Annotated in this window: 25 protein-coding genes; 18 read left to right on the top strand and 7 right to left on the bottom strand. The window is 33.8% G+C overall.

Annotated features, from left to right (window positions below; translation table 11 throughout):
* Position 1 precedes the first annotated feature (1 nt).
* Positions 2-859 carry a carboxylate/amino acid/amine transporter gene (locus H3T80_RS02550; RefSeq protein ID WP_198199804.1) on the top strand — a complete coding sequence of 286 codons (858 nt, stop codon included), beginning with the start codon at positions 2-4 and terminating at the stop codon, positions 857-859.
* Between the two features lie 7 nt (positions 860-866).
* Here H3T80_RS02550 and H3T80_RS02555 read toward each other — a convergent pair whose 3' ends face one another.
* Both H3T80_RS02555 and yaaA read right to left on the bottom strand, forming a co-directional pair.
* Positions 867-1826: an AEC family transporter gene (locus H3T80_RS02555; RefSeq protein WP_198199807.1), complete on the bottom strand. Its 960-nt coding sequence runs from the start codon at positions 1824-1826 to the stop codon at positions 867-869.
* 14 nt (positions 1827-1840) lie between these two features.
* A complete protein-coding gene (gene yaaA / locus H3T80_RS02560) occupies positions 1841-2614 on the bottom strand; it encodes a peroxide stress protein YaaA (protein ID WP_198199809.1) in 774 nt (257 codons plus the stop codon).
* Positions 2615-2690: 76 nt separating this feature from the next.
* On the opposite strand from yaaA, the gene H3T80_RS02565 reads away from it, so the two are divergent.
* The 3 genes from H3T80_RS02565 to rnz all read left to right on the top strand — a co-directional run bounded on the left by H3T80_RS02565 (position 2691) and on the right by rnz (position 4524).
* Positions 2691-2918, top strand: coding sequence for a YccJ family protein (locus H3T80_RS02565; RefSeq protein WP_086364319.1), 228 nt, complete (start codon positions 2691-2693; stop codon positions 2916-2918).
* Between the two features lie 61 nt (positions 2919-2979).
* Complete coding sequence (locus H3T80_RS02570; protein ID WP_198199811.1) at positions 2980-3408, top strand: lysozyme inhibitor LprI family protein; 429 nt, start codon at positions 2980-2982, stop codon at positions 3406-3408.
* 198 nt (positions 3409-3606) lie between these two features.
* Positions 3607-4524, top strand: a complete 918-nt coding sequence (gene rnz, locus H3T80_RS02575) for a ribonuclease Z (RefSeq protein WP_198199813.1) — start codon at positions 3607-3609, stop codon at positions 4522-4524.
* Between the two features lie 247 nt (positions 4525-4771).
* On the opposite strand, the gene H3T80_RS02580 is transcribed toward rnz, so the two are convergent.
* Positions 4772-5332, bottom strand: a complete 561-nt coding sequence (locus H3T80_RS02580) for an NAD(P)H-dependent oxidoreductase (protein ID WP_198199816.1) — start codon at positions 5330-5332, stop codon at positions 4772-4774.
* A gap of 112 nt (positions 5333-5444) precedes the next feature.
* Here H3T80_RS02580 and H3T80_RS02585 point away from each other — a divergent pair, with 112 nt between their 5' ends.
* Positions 5445-5792: a helix-turn-helix domain-containing protein gene (locus tag H3T80_RS02585; protein WP_110447908.1), complete on the top strand. Its 348-nt coding sequence runs from the start codon at positions 5445-5447 to the stop codon at positions 5790-5792.
* Between the two features lie 287 nt (positions 5793-6079).
* Here the strand turns inward: H3T80_RS02585 and argE are convergent, their stop codons facing one another.
* The gene (gene argE / locus H3T80_RS02590) at positions 6080-7237 is read right to left on the bottom strand and encodes an acetylornithine deacetylase (protein WP_198199817.1); all 1158 of its coding nucleotides are present in this window, start codon (positions 7235-7237) and stop codon (positions 6080-6082) included.
* A gap of 258 nt (positions 7238-7495) precedes the next feature.
* Between argE and H3T80_RS02595 the strand changes: the two genes are divergently transcribed.
* The 5 genes from H3T80_RS02595 to H3T80_RS02615 all read left to right on the top strand — a co-directional run bounded on the left by H3T80_RS02595 (position 7496) and on the right by H3T80_RS02615 (position 14010).
* Complete coding sequence (locus H3T80_RS02595; protein WP_198199819.1) at positions 7496-8119, top strand: hypothetical protein; 624 nt, start codon at positions 7496-7498, stop codon at positions 8117-8119.
* Between the two features lie 370 nt (positions 8120-8489).
* Positions 8490-9563 carry an HlyD family secretion protein gene (locus H3T80_RS02600; protein ID WP_198199821.1) on the top strand — a complete coding sequence of 358 codons (1074 nt, stop codon included), beginning with the start codon at positions 8490-8492 and terminating at the stop codon, positions 9561-9563.
* Positions 9564-9576: 13 nt separating this feature from the next.
* Complete coding sequence (gene rbbA / locus H3T80_RS02605; RefSeq protein ID WP_198199823.1) at positions 9577-12378, top strand: ribosome-associated ATPase/putative transporter RbbA; 2802 nt, start codon at positions 9577-9579, stop codon at positions 12376-12378.
* A gap of 5 nt (positions 12379-12383) precedes the next feature.
* On the top strand, positions 12384-13514 hold the full coding sequence (locus tag H3T80_RS02610; protein ID WP_110447903.1) for an ABC transporter permease: 1131 nt from the start codon (positions 12384-12386) through the stop codon (positions 13512-13514).
* Between the two features lie 70 nt (positions 13515-13584).
* The gene (locus H3T80_RS02615; RefSeq protein ID WP_110447902.1) at positions 13585-14010 is read left to right on the top strand and encodes a hypothetical protein; all 426 of its coding nucleotides are present in this window, start codon (positions 13585-13587) and stop codon (positions 14008-14010) included.
* Positions 14011-14038: 28 nt separating this feature from the next.
* Here H3T80_RS02615 and H3T80_RS02620 read toward each other — a convergent pair whose 3' ends face one another.
* Together H3T80_RS02620 and H3T80_RS02625 are read right to left on the bottom strand one after the other, a co-directional pair.
* Complete coding sequence (locus H3T80_RS02620) at positions 14039-15304, bottom strand: Y-family DNA polymerase (RefSeq protein ID WP_198199825.1); 1266 nt, start codon at positions 15302-15304, stop codon at positions 14039-14041.
* Complete coding sequence (locus tag H3T80_RS02625; protein ID WP_198199827.1) at positions 15301-15747, bottom strand: LexA family transcriptional regulator; 447 nt, start codon at positions 15745-15747, stop codon at positions 15301-15303. Before H3T80_RS02625 ends, H3T80_RS02620 begins: the two co-directional genes overlap by 4 nt.
* Positions 15748-16288: 541 nt before the next feature.
* Between H3T80_RS02625 and H3T80_RS02630 the strand changes: the two genes are divergently transcribed.
* The 3 genes from H3T80_RS02630 (at position 16289) to H3T80_RS02640 (ending at position 19749) form a co-directional block, all read left to right on the top strand.
* Entirely contained in the window at positions 16289-17377 is a 1089-nt protein-coding gene (locus H3T80_RS02630) for an RNA ligase RtcB family protein (protein WP_144187716.1), read from the top strand.
* Complete coding sequence (gene prfH / locus H3T80_RS02635) at positions 17377-17997, top strand: peptide chain release factor H (protein ID WP_198199830.1); 621 nt, start codon at positions 17377-17379, stop codon at positions 17995-17997. Before H3T80_RS02630 ends, prfH begins: the two co-directional genes overlap by 1 nt.
* Before the next feature lie 222 nt (positions 17998-18219).
* On the top strand, positions 18220-19749 hold the full coding sequence (locus tag H3T80_RS02640; protein WP_198199832.1) for a tannase/feruloyl esterase family alpha/beta hydrolase: 1530 nt from the start codon (positions 18220-18222) through the stop codon (positions 19747-19749).
* Between the two features lie 71 nt (positions 19750-19820).
* Here the strand turns inward: H3T80_RS02640 and H3T80_RS02645 are convergent, their stop codons facing one another.
* Positions 19821-20186 carry a helix-turn-helix domain-containing protein gene (locus H3T80_RS02645; RefSeq protein WP_086364509.1) on the bottom strand — a complete coding sequence of 122 codons (366 nt, stop codon included), beginning with the start codon at positions 20184-20186 and terminating at the stop codon, positions 19821-19823.
* A gap of 223 nt (positions 20187-20409) precedes the next feature.
* On the opposite strand from H3T80_RS02645, the gene H3T80_RS02650 reads away from it, so the two are divergent.
* The 5 genes from H3T80_RS02650 (at position 20410) to fba (ending at position 25000) form a co-directional block, all read left to right on the top strand.
* Complete coding sequence (locus H3T80_RS02650) at positions 20410-20841, top strand: ester cyclase (protein ID WP_198199836.1); 432 nt, start codon at positions 20410-20412, stop codon at positions 20839-20841.
* Between the two features lie 512 nt (positions 20842-21353).
* Positions 21354-21635, top strand: coding sequence for a PTS sugar transporter subunit IIB (locus H3T80_RS02655; RefSeq protein ID WP_086358909.1), 282 nt, complete (start codon positions 21354-21356; stop codon positions 21633-21635).
* Positions 21636-21659: 24 nt separating this feature from the next.
* On the top strand, positions 21660-23030 hold the full coding sequence (locus H3T80_RS02660) for a PTS ascorbate transporter subunit IIC (RefSeq protein WP_198199839.1): 1371 nt from the start codon (positions 21660-21662) through the stop codon (positions 23028-23030).
* Between the two features lie 116 nt (positions 23031-23146).
* Complete coding sequence (locus H3T80_RS02665) at positions 23147-24106, top strand: carbohydrate kinase family protein (protein ID WP_086358911.1); 960 nt, start codon at positions 23147-23149, stop codon at positions 24104-24106.
* A 33-nt stretch (positions 24107-24139) separates the two neighbouring features.
* The gene (fba, locus tag H3T80_RS02670) at positions 24140-25000 is read left to right on the top strand and encodes a class II fructose-1,6-bisphosphate aldolase (protein WP_232350080.1); all 861 of its coding nucleotides are present in this window, start codon (positions 24140-24142) and stop codon (positions 24998-25000) included.
* Positions 25001-25030 lie beyond the last annotated feature (30 nt).

Below are 25030 nucleotides of genomic sequence, written 5' to 3' on the forward strand. Positions count from 1 at the left end.
TATGTATTACCTTATTTTTGTCACTATTGTTTGGTCGTTTTCATTTAGTTTTATTGCGGTTTATTTAAGTGGTCAAGTTGATACTTGGTTTGCGGTAGTCATGCGCGTTTTGCTGGCTTTTATTACCTTTATTCCTTTTTTACGTTTTAAAAATGTCTCTGTAAAGCAGATGTTGCTTTTGATGGGAGTAGGTGCATGCCAATTAGGAATTATGTACTTCTTTTATTACAACTCATTTCAATATATTTCGGTGCCAGAGGTTCTATTATTTACCATTTCAACGCCAATTTATGTCACCATCATCTATGATTTACTGCAAGGGCATCGACTAAGACTTAATTATTTATTAACGGCCATTATAGCGGTAATTGGTGCGGCAATTATCCGTTATGATCACATCAGTCGTGATTTTATCATTGGCTTTTTATTAATTCAGGGGGCCAATATCGTCTTTGCTTTAGGGCAAGTCGGCTATAAACGTATTATGGAACTCTATCCATTACCGCAACATCAAGCTTTTGCTTGGGTCTATTTTGGGGCAATAGTTGTAGCAACTATTGGTTGGTTATTATTTGGTAATGCTGACAAACAGCCTACCACTCAATTACAGTGGGGGATTATTATTTGGTTAGGTGTTGTGGCTTCGGGATTATGTTATTTTTTATGGGATTTAGGTGCGACTAAAGTCGATTCTGGTACATTGGCGATTATGAATAATTTGGTTATTCCGGCTGGTATTTTAGTTAATGTTGTTATTTGGCACCAATCAATAGATTGGGGGCGATTCACTGTTGGTAGTGCAGTTATTGTTTTTGCTTTGATTTTACACCACAAATTCATAAATTTTGCGGTGAAATAAGTTAATCTTAAGCAAAAGGTAACTGTAACATTATTGATAGAATTAACGGTGTTGTTATCGATGACAATGCCGTTGATATCAATAAGCTAGATGCGATAGGTCCTTGTAAAACCTCAAACTGTCTTGCCATCATATAGCAATTTATGGCTATTGATACGGAACTTAATAATACAATAACTTGTAGCTCTAAAAGAGGTAATCCTAACAATTTACCTAAAATATAAGTCGCAATTGGTAAAACAAATAGTTTGATAATACAGATTACTATAGTGATATGTAAATCATTACGAATTTTATATTCAGCCAGCCCCATACCTAATACGATTAATGATAGCGGTGCGGTCATGTCACTAACCATTTTGGTCGATTTTTCGATAAATATAGGTAAAGGTATACCAGAGTAATTAACGGCTATACCGACAAATATGCCGATGATGATTGGATTTTTCGATACATTTTTAAAGGCTTTGATAAACCCTTTGCTTGATAGTTTACCCATTTGCACAAATTCAATGGATACTGTTGCTAAAGTCCATAAAATTAAAGCATTAAATATTACGATAATGGCGACTATAGGAATCGCTTTTTCACCCAATAACATATTAATAATTGGAATACCAACAAATACCGTATTTGTGTAAATTCCACCCATAGCAAACATGGTACTTTCAGAACCATTAAGTTTAAAAAATTTAACCGCAATAAAGCAACTCAAGGCAAAAACAATAAATGAGCCACCAAAAAATACTAATAAAAGATTAATATCGATTTCTGAATGTTCAGAAAAGTGGCTCATAATTTGAAAGAGCATAATTGGGAAAGCAATATAGAAAGTGAATTTAGTGACACTATCGGTTACCGTTTTTTGCCAACGGCCCATTTTTACAGCAATATAACCTAACAAAATTAAGATAAATAAAGGTAAGGTCGTTAAAAACTGCTGCCATAATGTGATTAAAAATTCCATCTTAATATATCTTTCTATGCATGTTTTCTGGTGAAGTACCATTCTAATTCAGTTGAGCGATGAGAATCAAATTGATAGCCATCTAAATTAAAACTTTTAATATCATTATAATTATTAATGTTATTTTTTATAATAAATCGACTCATTAATCCGCGTGCTTTTTTGGCGTAAAAGCTGATCACTTTATAATCATCTTTGCTTTTATCTAAAAATATCGGTTGAATAATTTTGCCATTTAGGTGTTTAACTTGTATCGCTTTAAAGTATTCATTAGAGGCTAAATTAATTAAAGTTGGTTGAGATGATTTTGCTAACTCTTCGTTGAGTTTATCGGTTAAGCTTTCTCCCCAAAATTGATAAAGATTAGTATTGTTACCATTTTTTAACCGGATACCCATTTCTAAACGGTAAGGTTGAATTAAATCAAGTGGTTTTAATAAACCATATAATCCAGACAGAATACGTAAATGCGATTGCGCAAATTGCAGGTCACTAGGAGTAAAATCTTCAACATGTAGACCTTCGTATACATCGCCTTTAAACGCTAGGATCGCTTGTCTGGCATTTTGTAAATTAAAATCAGGATGCCAATTCTGAAATCTTTCATAATTAACTGCCGCAAGTTTGGGGCTGATAGACATTAATTTAGCTAAATCATCGCTAGTTAGCTTTTTACAAACAGTAATAAGTTGTTTTGTTGCCTCTAAACAGTCAGGTAGGGTATGGGTTGTAGTGATTAATGGACTTTGATAGTCAAGGGTTTTGGCTGGAGAGATAATAGTTAGCATAAAAAGTGTTACCTATTGTGTTTTGTGCGAATTGGGTTTATTTTACCTGTAATCTTAGCAAATAAGGAGAATAAATATGAATAGTACCAAAAAAGAAATACATGATATTCGATCTTGGGCAAATATTCGTGAAACTTCTATTGAAATTGCCGAGGCTATTTTTGAACTCGCTAATGATGATGAAAAATTAGCAGAACAAATTTGGGAAGAAGGTAGCGATGAAGTGTTACAACGCGCTTTCGCTAAAACTAAAGCTGATAAGCTCTTTTGGGGCGAACAGACCATTGAACGTAAAAACGTATAATATATATTATAAATCAATTGGTTAGATTTATTTTAAGTGATCAAAAGGATTTTAAAATTTTATGAAAATAATGAAATTAATGACTATATTTATTATTTTTATGCCACTAGTGGTTTTTGCTAATTCAAAATATGCTGATTTAAATCAGTACGAATTGCGCATCTACTGTGGTCGCGAGCCTTCAGAAGCAGCCCTGACTGAATGTTTAGAAAAAATTTTTTATATTAGTCAAGCTGAGTTAGATAAATCGCAAAAGAAATTTTTCAATAAACTTGATAATTGGTGGGAAGATAAAGAATACATCGTAATTGCTAAAACTAGATTGGAAAAATCTAACCAAGAATTTATTAAATATCGCAATCTGCAGTGTGATTTTGCTCGTTCGTTAGGTGGTGGAGCAATTGATAATGCGCTAGATATGATGAAATTTTCTTGCCTTGCTGAACTAAATTTTCAACGAGCAAAACAACTAGATCTTTATCTTAAATAAAGTACAAGATGAAATCTTTATTTAAATTATTGTACTGATTTGTGTGATATAACCATTTTGGTTTTAACGTTCTGTTATAAATGAATTAATTATTATAGTTACTATTATAATAATTTTTCTATTTCTTATAGCAAAATAAAATTATCAATAGTTATTCTCAGTATATAATAAAATTTTAAATGACAATTTGATCTTGATATGAAATTAACTTTTTTAGGGACAAGTGCCGGTTCACCAACCGCAGAACGTAATGTAAGTAGTGTTATGCTTGATCTTCGACAAGAACGAGGGCGATTATGGCTGTTTGATAGTGGTGAAGCAACGCAGATGCAAATGCAAAAGGCCAATTTTAGTTTAGCTAAATTGGAGATGATATTTTTGACTCATTTGCATGGTGATCATCTATTTGGTTTACCTGGTGTGTTAACCACTCGTTCATTAATGCAAAAGCAATCGGCATTAACGTTAGTTGGACCTAAAGGTATTAAACAATTTATTCAAACAGTGATTGAAATTAGTTCTTCATGGCTTACTTACCCTTTAAATATTATTGAACTTGAACAAGATAGCTTAGTGTTTGAAGATAATAAATTTCGCGTCGAAGCCAAATTATTACAACATCGAGTGCCTTGTTTTGGTTATCGTATTGTTGAAAAGGATTTGCCTCCAAGCTTAGATATTGACAAATTGCAGCAAGATAATATTAATCCTGGTGTACACTACGCCGTTTTAAAAGAAGGGTTAACTGTTACTTTAGAAGATGGTAGAACGATTGATGGTAAGGATTATCAGGGCGATATTAAACGAGGCAAAAAAGTAGCTATATTGGGTGATACCATTCCTTGTCAAGCATCCATTGATTTAGCCGAAAACGTCGATTTATTAGTGCATGAGGCCACTCAGGAGCAAGCTTTTGAGGCAAAAGCCATTGAACGTGGGCACTCAACGACAATACATGCAGCCAACATTGCTAAGCAAGCTAAGGCTAAAAGGTTAATCATAACGCATATTAGCCCTAGATATAGTATACAAGATAATCAAAAACTGGTTAATGAAGCAAGGAGCGTCTTTGCTAATACTGAAATTGCCACTGATTTTGCCTCTTTTCAAGTTTAATCAATTACGCCGACATTGTCGGCTATTACTAATCAAACTAATCAAAATTAAAACTATAACAATAATTAAAACATGACTTTTCTTATATATTTTTACTATATCGAGATGACCATATTTGTAAAAAATATTGAGAAGTCTATACCATCTTATTTTTGCTTATCTGAACTTAATTCCTTAGGACTAATTTGGTTATTAAACGGCCTTAATAAAATTATTTTATTTGTGATTTTGATAATAATTATGTCATTTAGATTAATATTCCTAATTTTTTCATCCAATTAACATAATCATCTGCACTTTTATTTACCTCATTCAAAGTAATTTTATCTGGGTAATCTGGTTCATTGTTTGCGCCATAAAGTGCAAACATAGGCTGATAATCAGCATGAACGTAATTCATTGTTAATTCGAAAGGTTTTAATATTTCCTCAAGCGTATATTGATATTGTCCTGTGCAGGAATAATCTGTTTTCTTAATACCAGCTGAAACCGCTAAAGCCACTTTTTTGTTATTTAATTTATCGCCTAAAGAACCGAAAGCCCAACCATAAGTAAAAACGTCGTCAAACCATTGTTTTAACAGTGGTGGACAATTAAACCAATATATTGGGAACTGAATGACTAAATTCTGATGGTTTTCAATTAAATTTTGTTCAAATTTAACGTCTATTTGTTGGGTTGGATAGCATGAATATATATCATGTATGGTTAGTTGTTCATAGTATTGATTTAATTTATTAAGCCAGCATCGATTAACACTTGATGATGATAAATTTGGATGGGCTACAATCACTAAAGTTCGTTTCATTCTCAATATTCCTTTTTGTTGTGATAAATCATCTTGTCATAGTAATATTGATACAATTATTTTTGAAGTACGGTAATTGTTGTTATGTACTATCTTTAAGGAGAGTGTAAATATGGAAAAGCATCATTGTGCAGAAGATAATTTCGAGAATAGTGGATTTAATTACACGCTCTCGATGATCAGAGGAAAATATAAGATTATTATTCTTTATTGGTTAAATGAAAATCAACCATCTATGCGCTTTAATGAACTAAAACGTAGCATTAAAGAAATTTCCTTTAAAACATTGAGTAATACTTTAAAAGAAATGGAGAGAGATAAATTAATTTTTAGAAAAGAACACCCTCAAATTCCACCAAAAGTTGAATATGGACTATTAGAACGGGGTAAAACACTAGTGCCTGTATTAGATATGCTTTGCCAATGGGGAAATATACATAAAGATGATAGCTTGGATTAATTTAGAAGCTAATTTTTGTAAAAAATATTGAGAAGTGTATACCGTCTTAAAATGAAAATGATTCATTAATATCATTTAGTATCACTATTTACAGAAAAATTTTATTGATGATTGTAGTGGTTAGATAACTTTATAAATAAATTTTATTAAGTGATAAATGTAGGATGAAAAAGTAAGTTTTTGTAAAAAATATTGAGGAGTGTATACCGTCTTAATTTAAAAGTAATGAACTATTTACTCTAATAGCATTAAGCTGATTCGCCGATTTTGCCGGCGAATATATTGATTTATAAGCAAAAATCTTTAATTAAATTTTCAATGGTTAATTTGGTCGGTTTTAAGAAATCCATAGAGATAAATTCATCTGGTTGATGAGCTTGCTCAATTGAGCCTGGCCCTAACACAATAGTTGGGGCGATTTGATTTAAATATGGCGCTTCAGTACTGTAGTTAACAGTTTGCGCGGTGTGACCAACCAGTTTTTCGATATGATTTAATGCTGGATGATCTTTTTTACATTCATAGCCCGGTATTGGTGATACCTCATATTCGATGGAAACTCGATTAGGATATTGGTCCATAACGGGTTGTAATGCTTCACAAAGGGCACTATAAAGTGAGTCAATATCGTTATCTGGTAATACCCGAATATCAATAATCAATTCACAACAGCCACAGATACGATTAGCTGCATCACCACCATGAATAACGCCAAGATTCATGGTTGGATAAGGTACGCTAAAGCCATCATTGTGATATTGTTCTTTGAATTTTTGTTTCAAAATAAGTAATCTCCCAATCACTAAATGCATGATTTCGATAGCATTAATACCTTTGTCTGGATCACTTGAATGGCCTGACTTACCAATAACTCTAATTGAATTAGATATAAATCCTTTATGAGCACGAATAGGAATTAATGAGGTAGGTTCGCCGATAATCGTGCAGTCTGGTTGTAGTTGCGTTTGTTGGGCAAAAAATGAAGCGCCAGCCATTGATGTCTCTTCGTCTGCGGTTGCTAATACATAAATTGGTTTAGTTAATGTTTTAAGATCGATATCACGTAATGCATCTAATATAAATGCAAAAAATCCTTTCATATCTGCCGTGCCTAGCCCATAGAGCTTATTATTTTCTTCGGTTAACTTGAATGGATCTTTGCTCCATTGCCCATCATCAAATGGCACAGTATCACTATGACCACTCAATAATAGGCCGCCTTGAGTTTTATTGTCACTATTGGAATAGGTGGCTAACATATTAAATTTATTACGAGTATTTGGTACAGGTTGAATGTCAATTGTAAAACCTAAATCAGCAAACCATTGCGCTAATTTGTCAATTAGTGGCTTATTGGAATAATCTAATTTTTCATTGGTTACATTACTGATAGTTGGCGTGGATATTAATTCATTATAAATTGTCAAAAAAGAAGGAAGAGCCATAAAATCACCTTTATTAAATAAGTCCGCTGGGAAAAATATATTTAATTACTATATTTCCTTACAGCACTGCTAGCAATAGTTTGTTGCTATTTTGTTAGACGGTTATTGATTAGCAACTAATTGTTTAATCATTGAATATTTCGCTACTATTATAGTTAAAGATAGGCTAAATATTATTTGTTATTATTGATATAATAACTTATTTTAAAGCTACTCAAAGTAAAAATTTATTATCAATCACTAATAAGGAAATAGACAGTGAAGATTAAATCATTATGTTTTATTGGTTTACTCATGCCATTTTTCGCAAATGCGCAAAATCCATCATTTGATGAAGATTTTAGTCATTTATTAAAAAGCTTTACCCAATGTGATAAGACTTTTTTTTCGGATTTAAATCAAAAAAAATATCGTAATTATTTTCCAATCGTAAATTTACCAAATGGTTATAGCAAATTTGCCACTAAATCTATTAATCATCCCCAAAAAAATAGACTTACATTTGATCCACCGATTATCTTTAATGGTTTAAAAATCGAAAGTTTTGATCAGTCTCAATATATTAACGATGATCATCTAAAGTACTATTATTGGGGATTTAACACCGATAATACCTTTGAAGAGATTAAAAGTGCGTTACCATGGGTTGATTGGCAGATATCGGCTGATGGCACGCTTGATGTTGCCAATGCGTTATTTTATAAAAATGGAGTTTGGTCTGAGAATAAACATGTATTAACCAATGACTCTCCAGTAAGAGGCACTGCTGAAAATTTATTGTTTCTTGAATATGATAGGTTTAGTGGCAAAATCATGATTCAATGCACAGTTCAAGGTGATATTCCATTAAAAGAATTAAGACGATTTAGACCGGATTTATGATCTTTTTCAAAATAATCGTTTAACATTTATAAGATAACTCCAAATTAATTTTATATTGATTTGGAGTTTAATTTTTTTATTACCTTCATTCCATTGACTAAATCAATAATATATTAAAATATTCTCAATTAAATTAATTAGATATTCATTTTTTTGCTTTTCTTTATAAATCGTCGTCTACGTTTATTGTAATCTATATTTAAAATTATAAATGACCTTTTTTAGCTTTTACTGCGTTTGTTTTGAGAGTTGATATTATTTATAAAATACATTTGCTATGATGATCATATTGAAAATAAATCGCTTCTAACGATTAAATTTTTCGTTAAGGTTTATTATAGATTTGTCACTTTAGAATAAGGTGTTATTCATGAAACAAATAAACAAAAAATGGATTGTTATTGCAGTTGTGGTTGTTGTTATTGGTTTTATTTTGTGGCAGCAATTTAAACCTGATGACTATGGTGCCGATTTTACTAGTGGCAACGGACGTATTGAAGCTACTGAAATCAACATTTCTACTAAGCTAGCCGGTAGAATTGAAAAGATTAATGTTGAAGAAGGTGATTTTGTCACTGCAGGTCAACCGCTAGTCATTATGCAAACTGATACGTTACAAGCGCAATTAAATGAAGCTCAAGCTCAACATCGACAAGCTATAAGTAATGAAGCGACATCAAAAGCACAAGTAGCTTTAAAAATGAGTGATAAAGTTGCAGCTTTAGCGGGTGTTACGCAAAGAGAAAGTGACTTAGATATAGCTAATAAACATTTACAACGTACGACAGCGCTTTATCAAAAAGGAGCGATTTCAGTACAACAATTTGATGATGATACTGCTAAGGTAAATAGTGCTAAAGCGGCATTAGATTCAGCTAAATCACAAGTTACCGCTGCCGATGCTGCAATTGAAGCTGCTCAAGCTGGTGTAGAAAGTGCTAAATCAGCGATAAATGTAGCGTTAGCGAATATCAATAAAATTCAAGCTGATATTAATGATAGTACCTTAATCGCTCCTGTTGATGGACGTATTCAATATCGTATAGCCCAACCTGGTGAAGTTTTACCTTCAGGCGGAAAAGTATTAAATCTAGTCAATCTGTCAGATGTTTATTTGACTTTCTTTTTACCTGAAATGATTGCTGGAAAAGTAGGAATTGGTGATGAAGTAAGATTAGTGTTGGATGCTTTACCTGGTAAAGCTATTTCAGCCAAAATTTCATTTGTATCTAGTGTTGCGCAATTCACGCCTAAAACTGTTGAAACCAAAGATGAACGTCAAAAATTGATGTTTAGAGTTAAAGCACAATTAAGCCCAGAATTGTTAAGGTGTTATATTACTCATGTTAAAACCGGTCTTCCAGGCGTTGCATGGGTTAGACTTGATCCTAATACGGAATGGCCTGCTGGTTTATCTGATGTTGCAAAATGCCAAACAAAATAATTGGAGATAGCATATGTCAGAATCGGATAAAAAGAATTTGACGTTACTTGCAGAAGGTAAAACCATTGAAGATGCAGTTGTTAATGTCAGTAATGTAACATTACATTATAAAAAAACTTGTGCACTCAATGATGTCAGTATTGCCATCCCACCAAGATGCATGGTGGGATTGATTGGTCCCGATGGGGTGGGTAAATCGAGTCTATTGTCTTTGATAGCTGGCGCGCATGTCATCCAAGAGGGATTAGTTTACGTATTAGATGGGGATATGAAAGATAAAACCCATCGTCAAAACGTATGTACCCGTATTGCTTATATGCCACAAGGATTAGGTAAAAATCTTTATCCAACACTGTCAGTCGAAGAAAATTTACAATTTTTTGCCCGTTTATTTGGTAATGATGCAGCCGAAAGACGGCGACGTATCGATGAGTTAACCAAAAGTACCGGTTTATATCCTTTCTTATCTCGGCCTGCAGGTCGTCTTTCTGGTGGGATGAAACAAAAGGTAAGTTTATGTTCGGCTTTAATTCATGACCCCGATTTACTGATTCTTGATGAACCAACAACCGGCGTTGATCCGCTTTCTCGTGCACAATTTTGGCAACTCATTAATAAAATCCGTGAGCAACGTCCACAAATGAGTGTCATTGTTGCTACCGCGTATATGGATGAGGCACAAAACTTTGATTGGTTAGTGGCAATGTATGGCGGTAAGATCCTCGAAACAGGTACACCACAAGCGTTGTTAGCCAAAACAGCAAAAGATAATTTAGATGATGCTTTTATTCAATTAATGCCTGAAGATGCTAGAGAAGGTTATCAGGCCGTTGAAATCCCTCCATTAGATTTAAATCAAGATTTAAAAGTAGCAATCGAAGCAAAAGGATTAACTAAGCAATTTGGCGATTTTATTGCGGTTGATCATGTTAATTTCTCCATAAAACAAGGTGAGATTTTTGGTTTTTTAGGATCAAATGGTTGTGGTAAATCAACCACCATGAAGATGTTAACTGGTCTATTACCAATTTCGTCAGGTGAAGCGTGGTTATTTGGTAAACCGGTTGATGCCAGTGATATTAATGTAAGACGCCATTTAGGTTATATGTCGCAGGCGTTCTCACTTTATAGTGAATTGACGGTTGAACAAAACCTCGTGTTACATGCTCGTCTATTTGGTATTGAAGAAAGTAAAATACCAGCACGAGTCGAGGAGTTAGTTAAGCGTTTTGGTCTGGAAAATGAATTAAAAAGTTTGCCAGATAGCCTACCATTAGGCGTTAAGCAAAGACTTTCTTTATCGGTCGCTGTGGTTCACAATCCTGAAATACTTATTCTTGATGAACCTACTTCCGGTGTCGATCCGATTGCTCGTGATGACTTTTGGCGTTTAATTATTGAGCTTTCCCGAAAAGATAAAGTCACCGTATTTATCACTACTCATTTTATGAATGAAGCGGCACGTTGTGATAGGATTTCGTTAATGCATGCTGGTAAAGTTTTAGCCAGTGATACGCCAGATAATATCATTCATTCTAAAGATGCGAAAACCCTTGAAGAGGCCTTTATTCGATATTTAGTTGATGCAGGCGCTGATGATACGAGTAATGATGAAAAAGTTAGTGAAATGCCTAAAGCTGTAGCTAATGATAATGAGCAAGTTAAAATCAATGCGCATCATCTACAAGGATTTAGTCTAACTCGTTTGATTGGTTGTCTATGGCGTGAAACACTTGAGTTATCTCGTGATCCATTGCGCGCTTTATTGGCACTGTTAGGTTCAGCGATATTAATGTTGGTAATGGGTTATGGTATCACGATGGATGTTGAGGACTTAAATTTTGCAGTATTAGATCGTGATCAAACGATTACCAGCCAAAACTATATTACTAATTTATCTGGCTCTAAGCGTTATTTTATCGAGAAACCGCCAATTACTGATTATGATGATATGGACCATAGGATGAGAAGTAATGAGATAGCGTTGGCGATTGAAATGCCACCTAATTTTGGCCATGATATTCAACGCGGTGATCCAGTTAATATCGGTATCTGGATTGATGGGGCCATGCCATTACGTGCCGACACAATTAAAGGATATGTACAAGGTATGCACCTTGCGTGGTTAAGTGACAAAATAAAAACCACCACCGGCACCGCATCTAGCTCATTGGCAAATATTGAGACCCGTTATCGTTATAATCCAGATATTAAAAGTTTGCAAGCGATGGTGCCTGCGGTCATTCCTATTTTACTCTTAATGATTCCGTCAATGTTAGCGGCATTATCCGTAGTGCGTGAAAAAGAGATGGGATCAATAATTAACTTATATGTAACGCCTGTTACTCGAACTGAGTTTTTATTAGGTAAACAAGTTCCTTATATTGTTATTTCGATGCTTAGCTTCTTATTACTGCTACTTATGGCGGTTACGATATTTGGTGTACCGATAAAAGGAAGTTTGCTAACTTTATGTTTAGCTGGATTGGCTTATTGTATTATTGCGACAGGCTTTGGCTTACTTGCCTCAACCGTAACACGTAGTCAAATTGCGGTTATATTTTTGACATGTGTTGGTACTATGTTACCGGCGATACAATTTTCGGGGTTACTCAATCCAGTAGCATCACTAGAAGGGAGTGGGCGATATATTGGTGAAGTCTATCCAACTACCCATATGCTTATTATTGCTCGGGGTGTTTTCAATAAGGCATTAGGATTTTTTGATTTACATAACTCGATATTTACCTTACTGATTACTATTCCGATTATACTTGGTGCAAGTATATTCCTCCTCAAGAAACAAGAAGGATAGATATTATGCAAAGTTTTATTAATATTTATCGCTTAGGTATTAAAGAGTTATGGGGATTGATTCGTGATCCAATCATGTTATTGTTAATCGCCTACTGCTTTACGCTGGATATTTATACCGCAGCCACCGCAACTTCAGATTCACTTCATCATGCTTCAATTGCGGTGGTTGATGAAGACGATTCGCCTTTATCAAGGCAAATTATCGCAGCGCTTTATCCACCAATGTTTAATAAGCCAGTTAAATTAAATTCAATGGATGAAGTTGATCGTGGAATGGATACCGATAGTTATACTTTTGCATTAAATATACCACCTAATTTTCAACGCGATGTGTTAAATAACCAAAATCCAGAAATTCAACTTAATATTGATGCAACCCGAATGGGGCAGGCTTTTGTTGGTAATGGTTATATTACGCAAATTGTCACCAGCGAAATAACTAAATACTTTAATCAAATTGATAAACCAACCAGTTTGCCGGTTAATATTGAGGTTCATGCGGCCTTTAATCCTAATTTAACTCGTTCCTGGTTTGGCTCCGTCATGGAGATTATCAATATTGTTACCACATTGTCGATTATTTTAACCGGTGCGGCATTAATGAAAGAGCGTGAGCATGGTACTATCGATCACTTGCTGTCAATGCCTGTGACACCATTTCAAATCATGATTTCTAAAGTTTGGTCTATGGGGCTGGTGGTGCTTGTTTCAACGTGGGGAGCACTGTTAGTCGTTGTTCATGGTTGGTTAAATGTGCCAATTGAGGGCTCGATTACTTTATTTTTAATTGGTGCTGCTTTGCATTTATTCGTGACAACGTCACTCGGTATCTTTATGGCGACGGTGGCTAAATCAACCGCACAATTTGCGATGCTATTTATTTTGATTCTTCTACCGTTACAGATGCTTTCAGGTGGTAGCACGCCAAGAGAAAGTATGCCGGAAGTGGTGCAAAATATTATGTTATTTGCACCAACAACCCATTTTGTCGAATTAGGGCAGGCAATTTTATATCGAGGGGCTGGTTTAAGTGTGGTTTGGACCTCGTATGCGTGGCTATTAGGAATCGGTAGTGTGTTTTTCCTTATTGCGCTTAAACGTTTTCGTAGTTCAATTGTTAATATGGGCTCTTAACTTTATTAATAATAATGTGCAAAAATTAACTTTATTTGTAATTAACAATTTAAATTATTGAAGTTTTTTTATGAAAAAGATTCATTTACAAAAATATATTATTGCAATTTTAACTGTTATTACTATTCCTTTTGCAATGGCCGAGTCTTCAGATAATGTTGATAGTAATACAACTGAAGCTATTCCCGTCTATGATTCAAGAACTGAATTTTTAGATATCAATAACAAGGCAACTGAATTTATTACCGCTTATAATAAAGCGCATCATACTAATTTACATATTGTCGAAGTAAATGGAAAAGATTATTTACCTCGTTGTCTTGTACCATTAAAAGCTGGTTGGAAGAAAGCAGAAGTTCATGGCGGTAAAATTCCTTTTCGATATGTTATTTCTATTTCTTGTGAAAAATCGAAGGATGATAGATATAGAAAAAAATGGGATATTGATGTGCATGTTCGCAATGAACAAGGTAATTCAATTCAATCAATTGATTAAATTATTATCTTAGCGGTTAATCCGTTATCTATTTTACAAAAGGTAACTCGTCCCAACGAGTCGTATACCGTTGGCTAAGTCGCTCTCGCTTGATTTGCCACGCTGCAGTTTGTCTGATACCACCTAAGTGAATAGTGTTTTTTCCCATTTTCTGATTAATGTCATCCATGGTTTTCATTAATTGTTCACTTTTGTGTTTTTCAGTTGCTGATGTTTCAGCGGTAAATAAATCCGATTGGCAATAATTATCTTTAGTTTTTAGATCAAGTAACATCACACCTGATTTCATAAATAAAAAACCTGGTTTATAAATGGATTGTAATCCTTTTTGGGCCGCATGAATAATTAATCTTGAATCATCGCTCGCCGATAGCAATGGCACCACAATTGACGGATTATATTGTACTAATTCAGGTCGAAATCGATTAGTTTTTAAAAATACCAGTACGGCATTAGCAACTGATTTTTGCTTTCTCAATTTTTCTGCGCCACGGCTTGCATGCACACGAATTGCTTCTTGTATATCAAATAGGTCATTGGTTAAATGACCAAAACTACGTGATGTCATAATATTTTTTTTAGCTGTATGCAGATCATCTAATTCAATACAATTCATACCACGTAACTCAAGTATGGTACGCTCAAGGACAACAGAAAATGACTGTCTAATTTGTTTTAAATTTGCTTGATGTAAATCCCAAGCGGTATGAATACCTAGTTCTTTTAATCTTTGCGTAATTCGCCAACCAACGCCCCATATATCTGCAACTGAGAATTGCTTTAAGATAGTTATTTTTTCTTCCTGATCCGTCGGAAAACAATAAACACCTTGATGAATAGGGTGTTTTTTGGCGATATGATTAGCTAATTTTGCTAGCGTGCGAGTTGTAGCAATCCCGATACTGACAGGGATACCCGTATCTCGTTTTACTATTGCTTTTAAATTTTGACAATGACTTAAAACATGGCTAAACCCGTTTAGATGAATGAAAGCCTCATCGATCGAATAGAGCTCGATATCCGCAGTATAATGGCGAACGGTATCAAATACTCGCTGACTCATATCACCATAAAGTTCATAATTAGAGCTTAAAAAGGTAATTTTTTTTTGAATATGGGAGGGGATTTGATAGGCCGGCATGCCCATCGCGACTAACGGTTTGAGTTCATTAGAGCGAGCTATTACACAACCATCATTATTAGAAAGAATACCAATTGGTTTTCCTTCTAATTTGGGATTAAATACTCGCTCACAAGATGCGTAAAAATTATTACAATCAATTAAGCCAATCATGAGTGTCCTCGTTTACGTAGGGAATGAATGGTATGTATTACCACTCCCCAAATGTGCACGTCTTTGCCAGCTAATGAAATAGGTGGGTAAAGTTTATTGCCAGACAATAAATGATGTTCGCCATTGATAAAACTTAAACATTTACAGGTTAATTCACCATCCACAGCAGCAACAACAATATCATCTATTTTTGGTTGTAAAGATCGGTCGACAACAAGGAGATCACCACTATAAATGCCATAATCAATCATTGAGTCACCAATCGCTTTAATATAGTAAGTTGCACTAGGATGCTTCACTAAATGACTTGTTAGATCTAGTTTTGTTTCTAAATAATCATCAGCAGGAGATGGAAATCCAGCTCTTACTGGTGTATCAACTAAAGGTAAATAAGCAGTGAGCGAACTATTAGCTTGCCCAAGGACAACACAATATTTATTCAAGAAAAGACTCCGAAAAATTAATAAAAACGAATAATAGCGGATGATTCGTATTAAAAAATAATATATGTATAAATATACAGTATAAAATACTTAATTCAATAAAAATGAGTGTAAAAAAATAAAAATAGATGATTAAAAAAAGATAATTTGTTACTTTACAACTGACTAAAATTTAATTAGCATACGCGCCATTATAAATAGCAAAGGAGATTTTTATTATGATTTATTTAACAAACCTTTGCAGGCTGATCCGTCAATAATTAAGTAACTTTTTCTATTCTTACTTCAATTCACTTAGCTGATTTTAGCCTGCCAATTAATTTATACCCATTGTTTAAAGATAACTTGATATCGTTCAAGTAAAACCAATTATTGATAAATCGTATTGAGAGTGATCGTATTGTCACTGGATAAAATTAAACATTTCTTAACGATTAATGTTAAGTTGCGTATGCGTTTTATTTGATGGGTTCATTTAAAAATTTGTCTTTAAACAGTATTGAAAAAAATAACAATAATATTTATTTAAATGGATTGATATATGGACAATTCTATACAGGTGCTATCAGATAAAACGTGGTTAATAGCATCTAAAAATACCTGGATCGAAGGTTTAGCAATACAACAATTACTGACAACAGCTAATTTACCTAATATGGTTAAAGTAATGGGGATGCCCGATCTTCATCCCGGCAAAGGCTATCCAATAGGCGCAGCATATTTAAGTCGTGAAATAATTTATCCGGCATTAATTGGTAGCGATATCGGCTGTGGCATGGGATTTTGGCAAACTGACATTAACCTTGCCAAATTGAGTATTGATAAGTTAGAAAAGCAAATAGGGAATATTGATTTACCTGATACTCGTCACAAATATAACTTAGGCACTATTGGTGGTGGTAATCATTTTGCTGAAATTCAAAAAGTCAGTAAGATTTTTGATGCAACATTATTTAATCAATACCAACTTAATGCCAAAAAACTGTTTTTATTAGTGCATAGTGGTTCAAGAGGTTTAGGACATGCTATTTTGCAAAATCAATTATCACGCTTTGGTTATCAAGGCTTAGCAGATGATAGTGATGATGCATTAAGTTATATTGAAAAACATGATAATGCAGTTGCTTTTGCAAGATTAAATCGTCAAGTTGTGGCGGAAAGATTAATGACCAATTTGAATACTCAAGGCCATGAAGTACTTAATGTTTGTCACAATTTTTTACAAAAAGTCACCATAGATAAACAGAGCTATTGGTTACATCGAAAAGGTGCATCGTCGGCAATGGATGAACTGGTGATTGTGCCAGGTTCACGAGGTGATTACAGCTATCTTGTCAAACCGATTCAACGAGATGATCTACTTATGTCATTAGCACATGGTGCTGGGCGTAAATGGCGTCGAGCTGACTGTAAAGGTAAGTTGGATAATCGCTATTCAATGCAAGAACTCAAACGGACTAAACTAGGTAGTCGTGTTATTTGTGAAGATAGTAGCCTTATTTTTGAAGAAGCGCCGCAAGCTTATAAATCAATTGATAGTGTAATTGAATCAATGCAGCAAGCTAATATTGTTACTGTCATTGCACAATTGACACCAATATTGAACTATAAAACACAAGGAGGTCACTGATGGCTTTGTTGTTTTTTTCTTCTGCTAGAGGGCCCGATGAGTGTACTTTAGCAGTTGCTAAAGCGGTAACGCAATTTTTAAAAGAGGCTGAGCAACGGTCACTAACCACTGAAATTATCGAAAGCGTATTGGGTGATAAACCCAATACTTTTCGATCAGTATTATTATCGATCGAAGGTGTTGAATGTGACCAATTAATTCAACGTTGGTTAGGGACAATACAATGGATCTGTCAAAGTCCTTATCGCCCACACCATAAGCGAAAAAATTGGTTTTTTGGCGTAACTTGTTTAGCAAACCCTATGGAGTTAAATGACAATACCATTGAATTTACCACTATGAAATCATCTGGAGCAGGTGGTCAACATGTGAATAAAACTGAATCAGCGGTACGAGCAACACATTTAGCAACAGGAATTAGTGTTAAAGTACAAACCGAACGTAGTCAACATGCAAATAAACGGTTAGCTAAATTGTTATTGGCACATAAATTAGCTGAATATGCAGCTGAACAAACCCAGCAGCAAAAAAATATCCGTCAACAATTTCACTATTCTATATTGAGAGGCAACAGCCAATTGGTCTTTTACGGTGAAAAGTTTCAGCAGAGAAAAGACTGAAAAAATAAATCCGTCGTTTCTATAACGGCGGATAATTTTGTTTAATTATTGTTTTAATTTAAGTTAATCTCTATAAATAATCTTAGGTATTAAATTACTATCGATAAGAGATATTCACTGATAGAAATAATCATGATTAATGTTGTTATTTATACGGCTAATGACTAATATTAATGATAACTAGTTTTATAAATTATATTTTTTGAGGATAGGAATGAGGATATGATGAAATACAGTTTATTGTTTTTATCGGTGTTAAGTTGTTTAGCATCTTCTGCTTATGCGACTTCCACGAAAGCTAATGTCGAAGAGCGTTGTCACGCATTGGCAAATTTGAAATTAGAGAATGCTAAAGTAGTAAGTAGCGAATTAATTGCCGATCGTTTTTCACCAAGTTCTAAATTAGCTGATACTTTAAGAGGCGCTAAAGCTAAAGAAATTGTTGATTTACCGCAGATTTGTCGCGTCGAATTATCCATAAAACCGGCTATTAATGTCGAAGTTTGGTTGCCGACTAATTGGAATCAACGATTACAAGCAATAGGTGGCGGTGGATATGCAGGATTTATACCATTTGATAAATTAGCCGTAGCTGCTAAAAATGGTTATGTTGCAGCTGCTACAGATACTGGACATACCGGTAATTTAGTTGAAGGTAAATTTGTCTTTAAAGATGGCAAATTACAGGCCGATTCGGTAACTGATTTTGCTTATCGCAGTGTACATGAGATGACAGTAAAAACCAAACAAGTCATAGTGTCATATTATGGTCAAGCTGCTAATTATGCATATTGGAATGGTTGTTCAACGGGTGGAAGACAAGGGCTAATGGAAGCACAAAGGTATCCGGCGGATTATGATGGTTTGTATATTGCAGCACCAGCGATCCATTGGGATAAATTTATACCAGCAGAAATATGGCCTCAAATTGTTATGCAACAAGAGCTAGGTAAACCGATCGATAGTGATAAACTGGAAAAAGTTAGAAAAGCGATTATTGAACTGGCTGATGAAAAAGATGGTATTAAAGATGGTCTAGTTAGTGATCCAGCAGCAGTAGATATCAGTGATGAATTGCTATATAAAGCAGGACTTGATAAGGACGAAGTTCGCACATTAAGAAAAATTTGGCAAGGACCAACAGATCAAAATGGCAAATCTTTATGGTTTAGCATTGAACCGACTGCACCACTTGATGTTTTAGCTAGTAATAAAGGACCTTTTCCTATTCCAGAGGATTATTTAAAGTATTGGATTAAACAAGATCCTAATTTTGACTGGAAAACCTTAGGTTACAGCGGTTTTGATAACTATTTTAATGAATCAGTAGAGTTATTCCGTCCAATAATGGGAACTGATAATGCCGATTTGAGTCAATTTAAAAAATTGGGTGGTAAAATGATTATTTGGCATGGCTTGAATGATCGCCTGATCGCACCAAAAGGAACAATTCAATATTATAATAATGTATTGAAGATTATGGGCGGTAAAGATTCAGTAGATGATTTTGCAAAATTCTACCTCGCTCCTGGTGTTGACCATTGTAATGGAGGCGATGGCCCAGATAACATTAATGGTTTTGAGTCGCTCGTTAATTGGGTTGAGAAAAAACAAGCGCCAAACAGATTAATTGCCCAAAAAATTGAAAATGGTCAGGTTACCCTACAACGTCCTTTATGCCAATATCCACAAAAAACGATTTATCAAGGTAAAGGGGATACGAATAATCCTGAAAACTTTGTTTGTCAGTAATTAAATCATTAGCTAACCAATATATTTGGTTAGCTTTTTTATCCTTTCAAAAATAACTGTTCAAATAATGACTAATTTTGTCGTTTTCTCGCTCGACAAATCGCTTGATGATTTTCATCGGCCCACTGTATTAATGTATTCATTGGTTCAAGAAATGATATACCAAGCTCAGCTAGAGCGTACTCTACACGAGCAGGGACTTGTGCATAAACAGTTCGAGTGATATAACCATCTTTTTCAAGTCTTTTTAATGTCCGTGACAGCATTTGTCGTGATATATCGCCAATTTCTCTATGTAAAGAATTGAATCGCATCGCATTATGTTCTAATGATTTTAGAATTAACAGACTCCATTGATCGCCAATTCTATCGAGAACATCACGAATAGGACATGGATGGTCAAATTCAAATAGTTCACTTCTTGTCGTTTTAGTCATTGTCATAATTTTCGTTATCTAGTTTCCCTAAACAGATTAAGTCACATTGAGCTGACCTAGTCATGTTTATGTTACTTATTGTTTTATTTGGTTTTTATTGTTACCATTCAAGCGGTCTACATTATAGACTAATAACGCATTATAGATAGAGTTTATCTAAATTAAAATAGAAATTGGAGTTGGTATGAATATAATTAAAAAAAGCTTTGTTATTGGTATTTGTTTGTTGAGTTTTACTGGTATTGCCGTTGCAAAAGATCTAAAGCAAAGAAATCTCGCTCAAGAGGAAGAAAATCGTACACTGGTTATCAATTTTTATAATAACTTCTTTAATAAGCATCAAGTGACTGAGGCAACTAAAACGCTGGCTGAAGATTATAAACAACATAATCCCTATGTCGCTAATGGTAGAACACCTGCGATTACGTATTTCGAAGGCTTCTTTAAGCAAAATCCGCAGTCAAGTGCTACTATAGTTCGTTCATCAGTAGAAGACGATATTGTGTGGTTACATGTCCATTCTAAAATCAATAATGATGATCTTGGTAAAGCGGTAGTTGATATATTCCGAGTTAAAGATGGAAAAATAGTGGAACATTGGGATGTGATCCAAAATGTACCAGAGCAGGCAGAAAATAATAATACGATGTTTTAATGATTGATTCGATAACTTATAAGCGCCTTAATGGCGCTTTTTTCGTTCTTTTTATTTTTTTTAACTTTAAATATTAAGTAAAAATTTATTTGTCATTTCTATTTACGATCCAGCTATTTGTATTTTATATAAAAATCGCTGTTTTTTTGTGCTTTTGATGGTGTCTTTTTTGAACTAGATCACAAAAATAAGCGTTTTAACATTGAATAATTCAAATTATCACTTTTCTATTAGTTTAAATGAATTTTTAATTTATTCAAAATAATCATAATGTTAATATTTTGTATTGTCCTTTCAGAAATTTATTTTAGCTTCGATTTTATTATTATTTTGTGACTTGAATCACTCGCCGTATCAAACAGTGTGATATGTATCACGAATCAGTAAATTTTCATTATTTAATATAAAAATCAGCAAATAACTTAATAAATAAGAAATTTGTAAGAAATTTATATTTTACTTTTTTAGTAAAAACTCAATGTTAGGCAAAAATCGAAAAAAGGAGATTAGCAATGTTAAAAATTCGGACAGTATGTGGAAATGGTATTGGTAGTTCATTAATGGCGGCTAATCACGTAAAGAATATCTGTGCTACTTTGAATATCAAGGCTGATGTGGCGTCAATAGATTTTGCTAATGCCGAAGGTGAAAAAGCAGATCTATATGTGACCATTAAAGATTTAGCTAAACAATTTTCTGATCAATCAAAAGTTGTCATTATTCGTAGTTATGTCAATAAAAAGCAAATTGAGGAAGACATTAGTGAAAAATTACAGCAATTAGCTGAAATTTGATGTTTTTTCAAAGGAGATATTCTTATGCAATTGTTACTTTCATTTTTAACGGAGATTTTTAGTCAACCAGCTTTTTTAATGGGAATTATTGCTTTTGTAGGATTAGTTTGTTTGCGCTCTCCATTAAATAAACTTTTGACAGGAACTTTAAAACCAATTTTAGGTTACTTAATGTTAAGTGCTGGTGCTGGTGTAATTATTAGCAACTTAAATCCATTGGGTAGCATTATTGAAGCTGGATTTGGTATTCGTGGTGTTATTCCTAATAATGAAGCAATAGTATCGGTAGCACAAAAAGTTTTAGGTGTTGAAACCATGAGTATTTTGTTGCTGGGCTTTATTATAAATTTAATTATTGCTCGGTTTACTAAATATAAATATATATTTTTAACTGGTCACCATTCATTCTTTCTCGCCTGCTTATTTTCAGCGGTTCTACGCGCGGCTAAATTTGATGGTTGGGAACTCATTATTATTGGTGGTTTTTTATTAGGTTCATGGTCAGCGATTTCACCTGCAATTGGTCAAAATTACACAAAGCAAGTTACAGATGATGGCGGGATTGCCATGGGGCATTTTGGTTCGATTGGTTATTATTTATCTGCGTTTATTGCTAAAAGAGTCGGAGATAAAAATAATTCCTTTGCCGATACCGAAATATCTGAAAAATGGGGATTTTTACGAGATACAACTGTAACAACTGGTATCGTAATGGTAATCATATATATGTTTTGTAGCTTAGTTGCCGGAAGTGAATATATGGCTACTATTACCGAACAAAGCCCAATCATCTTTTCCATTCTGAGTGGTTTACAATTTGCGGTTGGTGTGGCTATTGTTTATAACGGTGTTAGATTAATTCTAGGTGATCTTGTTCCAGCCTTCCAAGGTATAAGTCAAAAACTTATTCCTAATTCAATACCGGCAGTCGATTGTGCTGTATTTTTTACCTTTAGTCCTACCGCTGTTGTCGTTGGTTTTATTTGTTCATTTATCGGTGGATTAATTGGTATGTTTATTTTAGGTGGAATGGGGATGGCATTAATTATTCCAGGTATGGTGCCTCATTTCTTCTGTGGCGGTACCTCAGGTGTATTTGCGGATAAATTAGGTGGCAAACGCGGTTGTATTATCGCATCTTTTATTGGTGGAATATTATTAGCGTTCTTGCCAGCATTATTATTACCTACATTAGGCGATTTAGGTTTCCAAAACTCAACTTTTGCTGATTTTGATTTTGCAGTTTGGGGGATCATCATTGGTAAACTATTTAATATTTTCGGTCAAACTGCTATCTATTTTATCTGTTTAATTTTAATCATTGTTCTTTGTGTGCCATTCTTCTTTAAATCTATCAAAGTTGTTGGTGATTCAAGAAATATAGACCAATCATAATTTGCGACTTCATGGTCGAGTAATTTTATTCTCAACCATGAGTTACTCATTATTTGCAATTAATGAATCTTAGTAAAAACAATTTTTATAGTTAAATGAATAATTAAGGATTAATTATGGCAATACTGACAATTGGACTAGCTTGTTATGATCAGTTCTATTTTACAACTAGTTATCCAAAAGAGAACAGTAAATCATTTGCTTATGATTTTATTGAAAGCGGTGGTGGCCCTTGTGCAAATGCGGCTTATTTATTGGGGCTATGGGGAGAAGATATTTACCACTTAGGACATTTGCATGATGATATATACGGTAACAAAATTGTCTCTGAATTTAAACAAATTGGCGTGAAAACTGACCAAATTATTTTTTCAGATGAGATGATTACGCCACTTGCTGCTATTACCGTCAATAAAGAAAATGGCTCGCGAACTATTATTACGCGAAAATTAAATACTCCACCATCAATAACGACTACCGAAAAAAATAAATTGAATCAGTTTATTCGATATTTACAAGAAAATAAGCGTGATTTAGTTATTCTCATCGATGGTCATGAACCAGAATTAAGTGAATATGTCATTAAACAATTACCTAATGTCAAAGTTGTCATGGATGCTGGATCGTTACGAGATAGTAATCTCTATTTAGCCAAATATACGGATTATCTAGTTGCAAGTGAAAATTTTGCACTTGCTTATGCCCATTTAGATGAATTTACAAATAAAAAGTCATTAGAGAGTGCATTGAAAAAACTAACATCAATAGCTAGAGGTTCGGCTTTTATAACATTAGGCGAAAAGGGATGTGCTTATATGGAAGATAAAAAAGTTAAAGTTAGCCCAAGCTTTCTTTGTCAATCAATTGATACGACAGGTGCTGGAGACATATTTCATGGGGCATTTTCCTATGGGGTAAGTTATGGTTGGAACATTGAAGAGATTATTTCATTTGCAAGTTTAACCGCAGCAATTTCGATTGAACGTAAAGGTGTTCGTAAAGCAATGCCTAATTTATCTGAAGTCAATAAAGCGCAACGTAGATTTGAAAGAAATTTGACTGAATATTTTAAATAACTAATTAATAAATAAAGGATTAAGAGGTAGATTATGTTAGTTTCAATGAAAGATATGTTAAATAATGCTTATCATGAACATTATGCTGTAGGACAATTTAATATCAATAATTTGGAATGGGTAGCTACAGTTTTAAAAACAGCAAAAGAGAATCGATCGCCAGCAATTCTTGGTGTATCAGGCGGTACAATAAAGCATATGTTGGGCTTTAATACTATCCATGCTATTGTCAAAAATGCAATGGATTATTTAGATATTGATGTACCGATTGCTTTACATTTGGATCATGGCCAAAGTTATGAATCTTGTTTTGCCGCAATTAATGCAGGATTCAGTTCAGTAATGTTTGATGGTTCGCATTTACCATTTGCAGAAAATCTCGAAATTACCAAACGTATAGTGGATTATGCGCACAAAAGAGGGGTTTCGGTAGAAGCTGAATTAGGAACTATTGCAGGAAGTGAAGATGGAATAGTTAATTCTCAAGTAATCTATGCAGATCCACATCAATGTTTAACCATGGTAAAAGAAACTAATGTTGATTGTTTAGCAGCAGCATTGGGCTCTACTCACGGTCTATATAAAGGAAAAGCTAAATTAGGATTTAATGAAATGCAGCATATTTCTAATTTAATAAAAATACCATTAGTGCTTCATGGTGGAACAGGAATTTGTGATGAAGATATGTTACATGCGATTTCTTTAGGGACAGCAAAAATTAATGTTAATACTGAAAATATGTATACGTGGTGTGTTGCTGTTGGAAAATTATTTGCTGAACAAAAAGATCATGACATTAATGACCCTCGTAAAGTGATTAATCATGGATTAAGTCCGGTAGCAGAAAAAATAACAGAACGAATGAAATTATTTGGATCAGTTAATCGATATTAATCGTTCCTTTTATTTAACGAAAAATAAAGC

The sequence above is a fragment of the Gilliamella sp. W8145 genome (assembly GCF_016101145.1).
GTDB classification, from domain to species: Bacteria; Pseudomonadota; Gammaproteobacteria; order Enterobacterales; family Orbaceae; genus Gilliamella; species Gilliamella apis_A.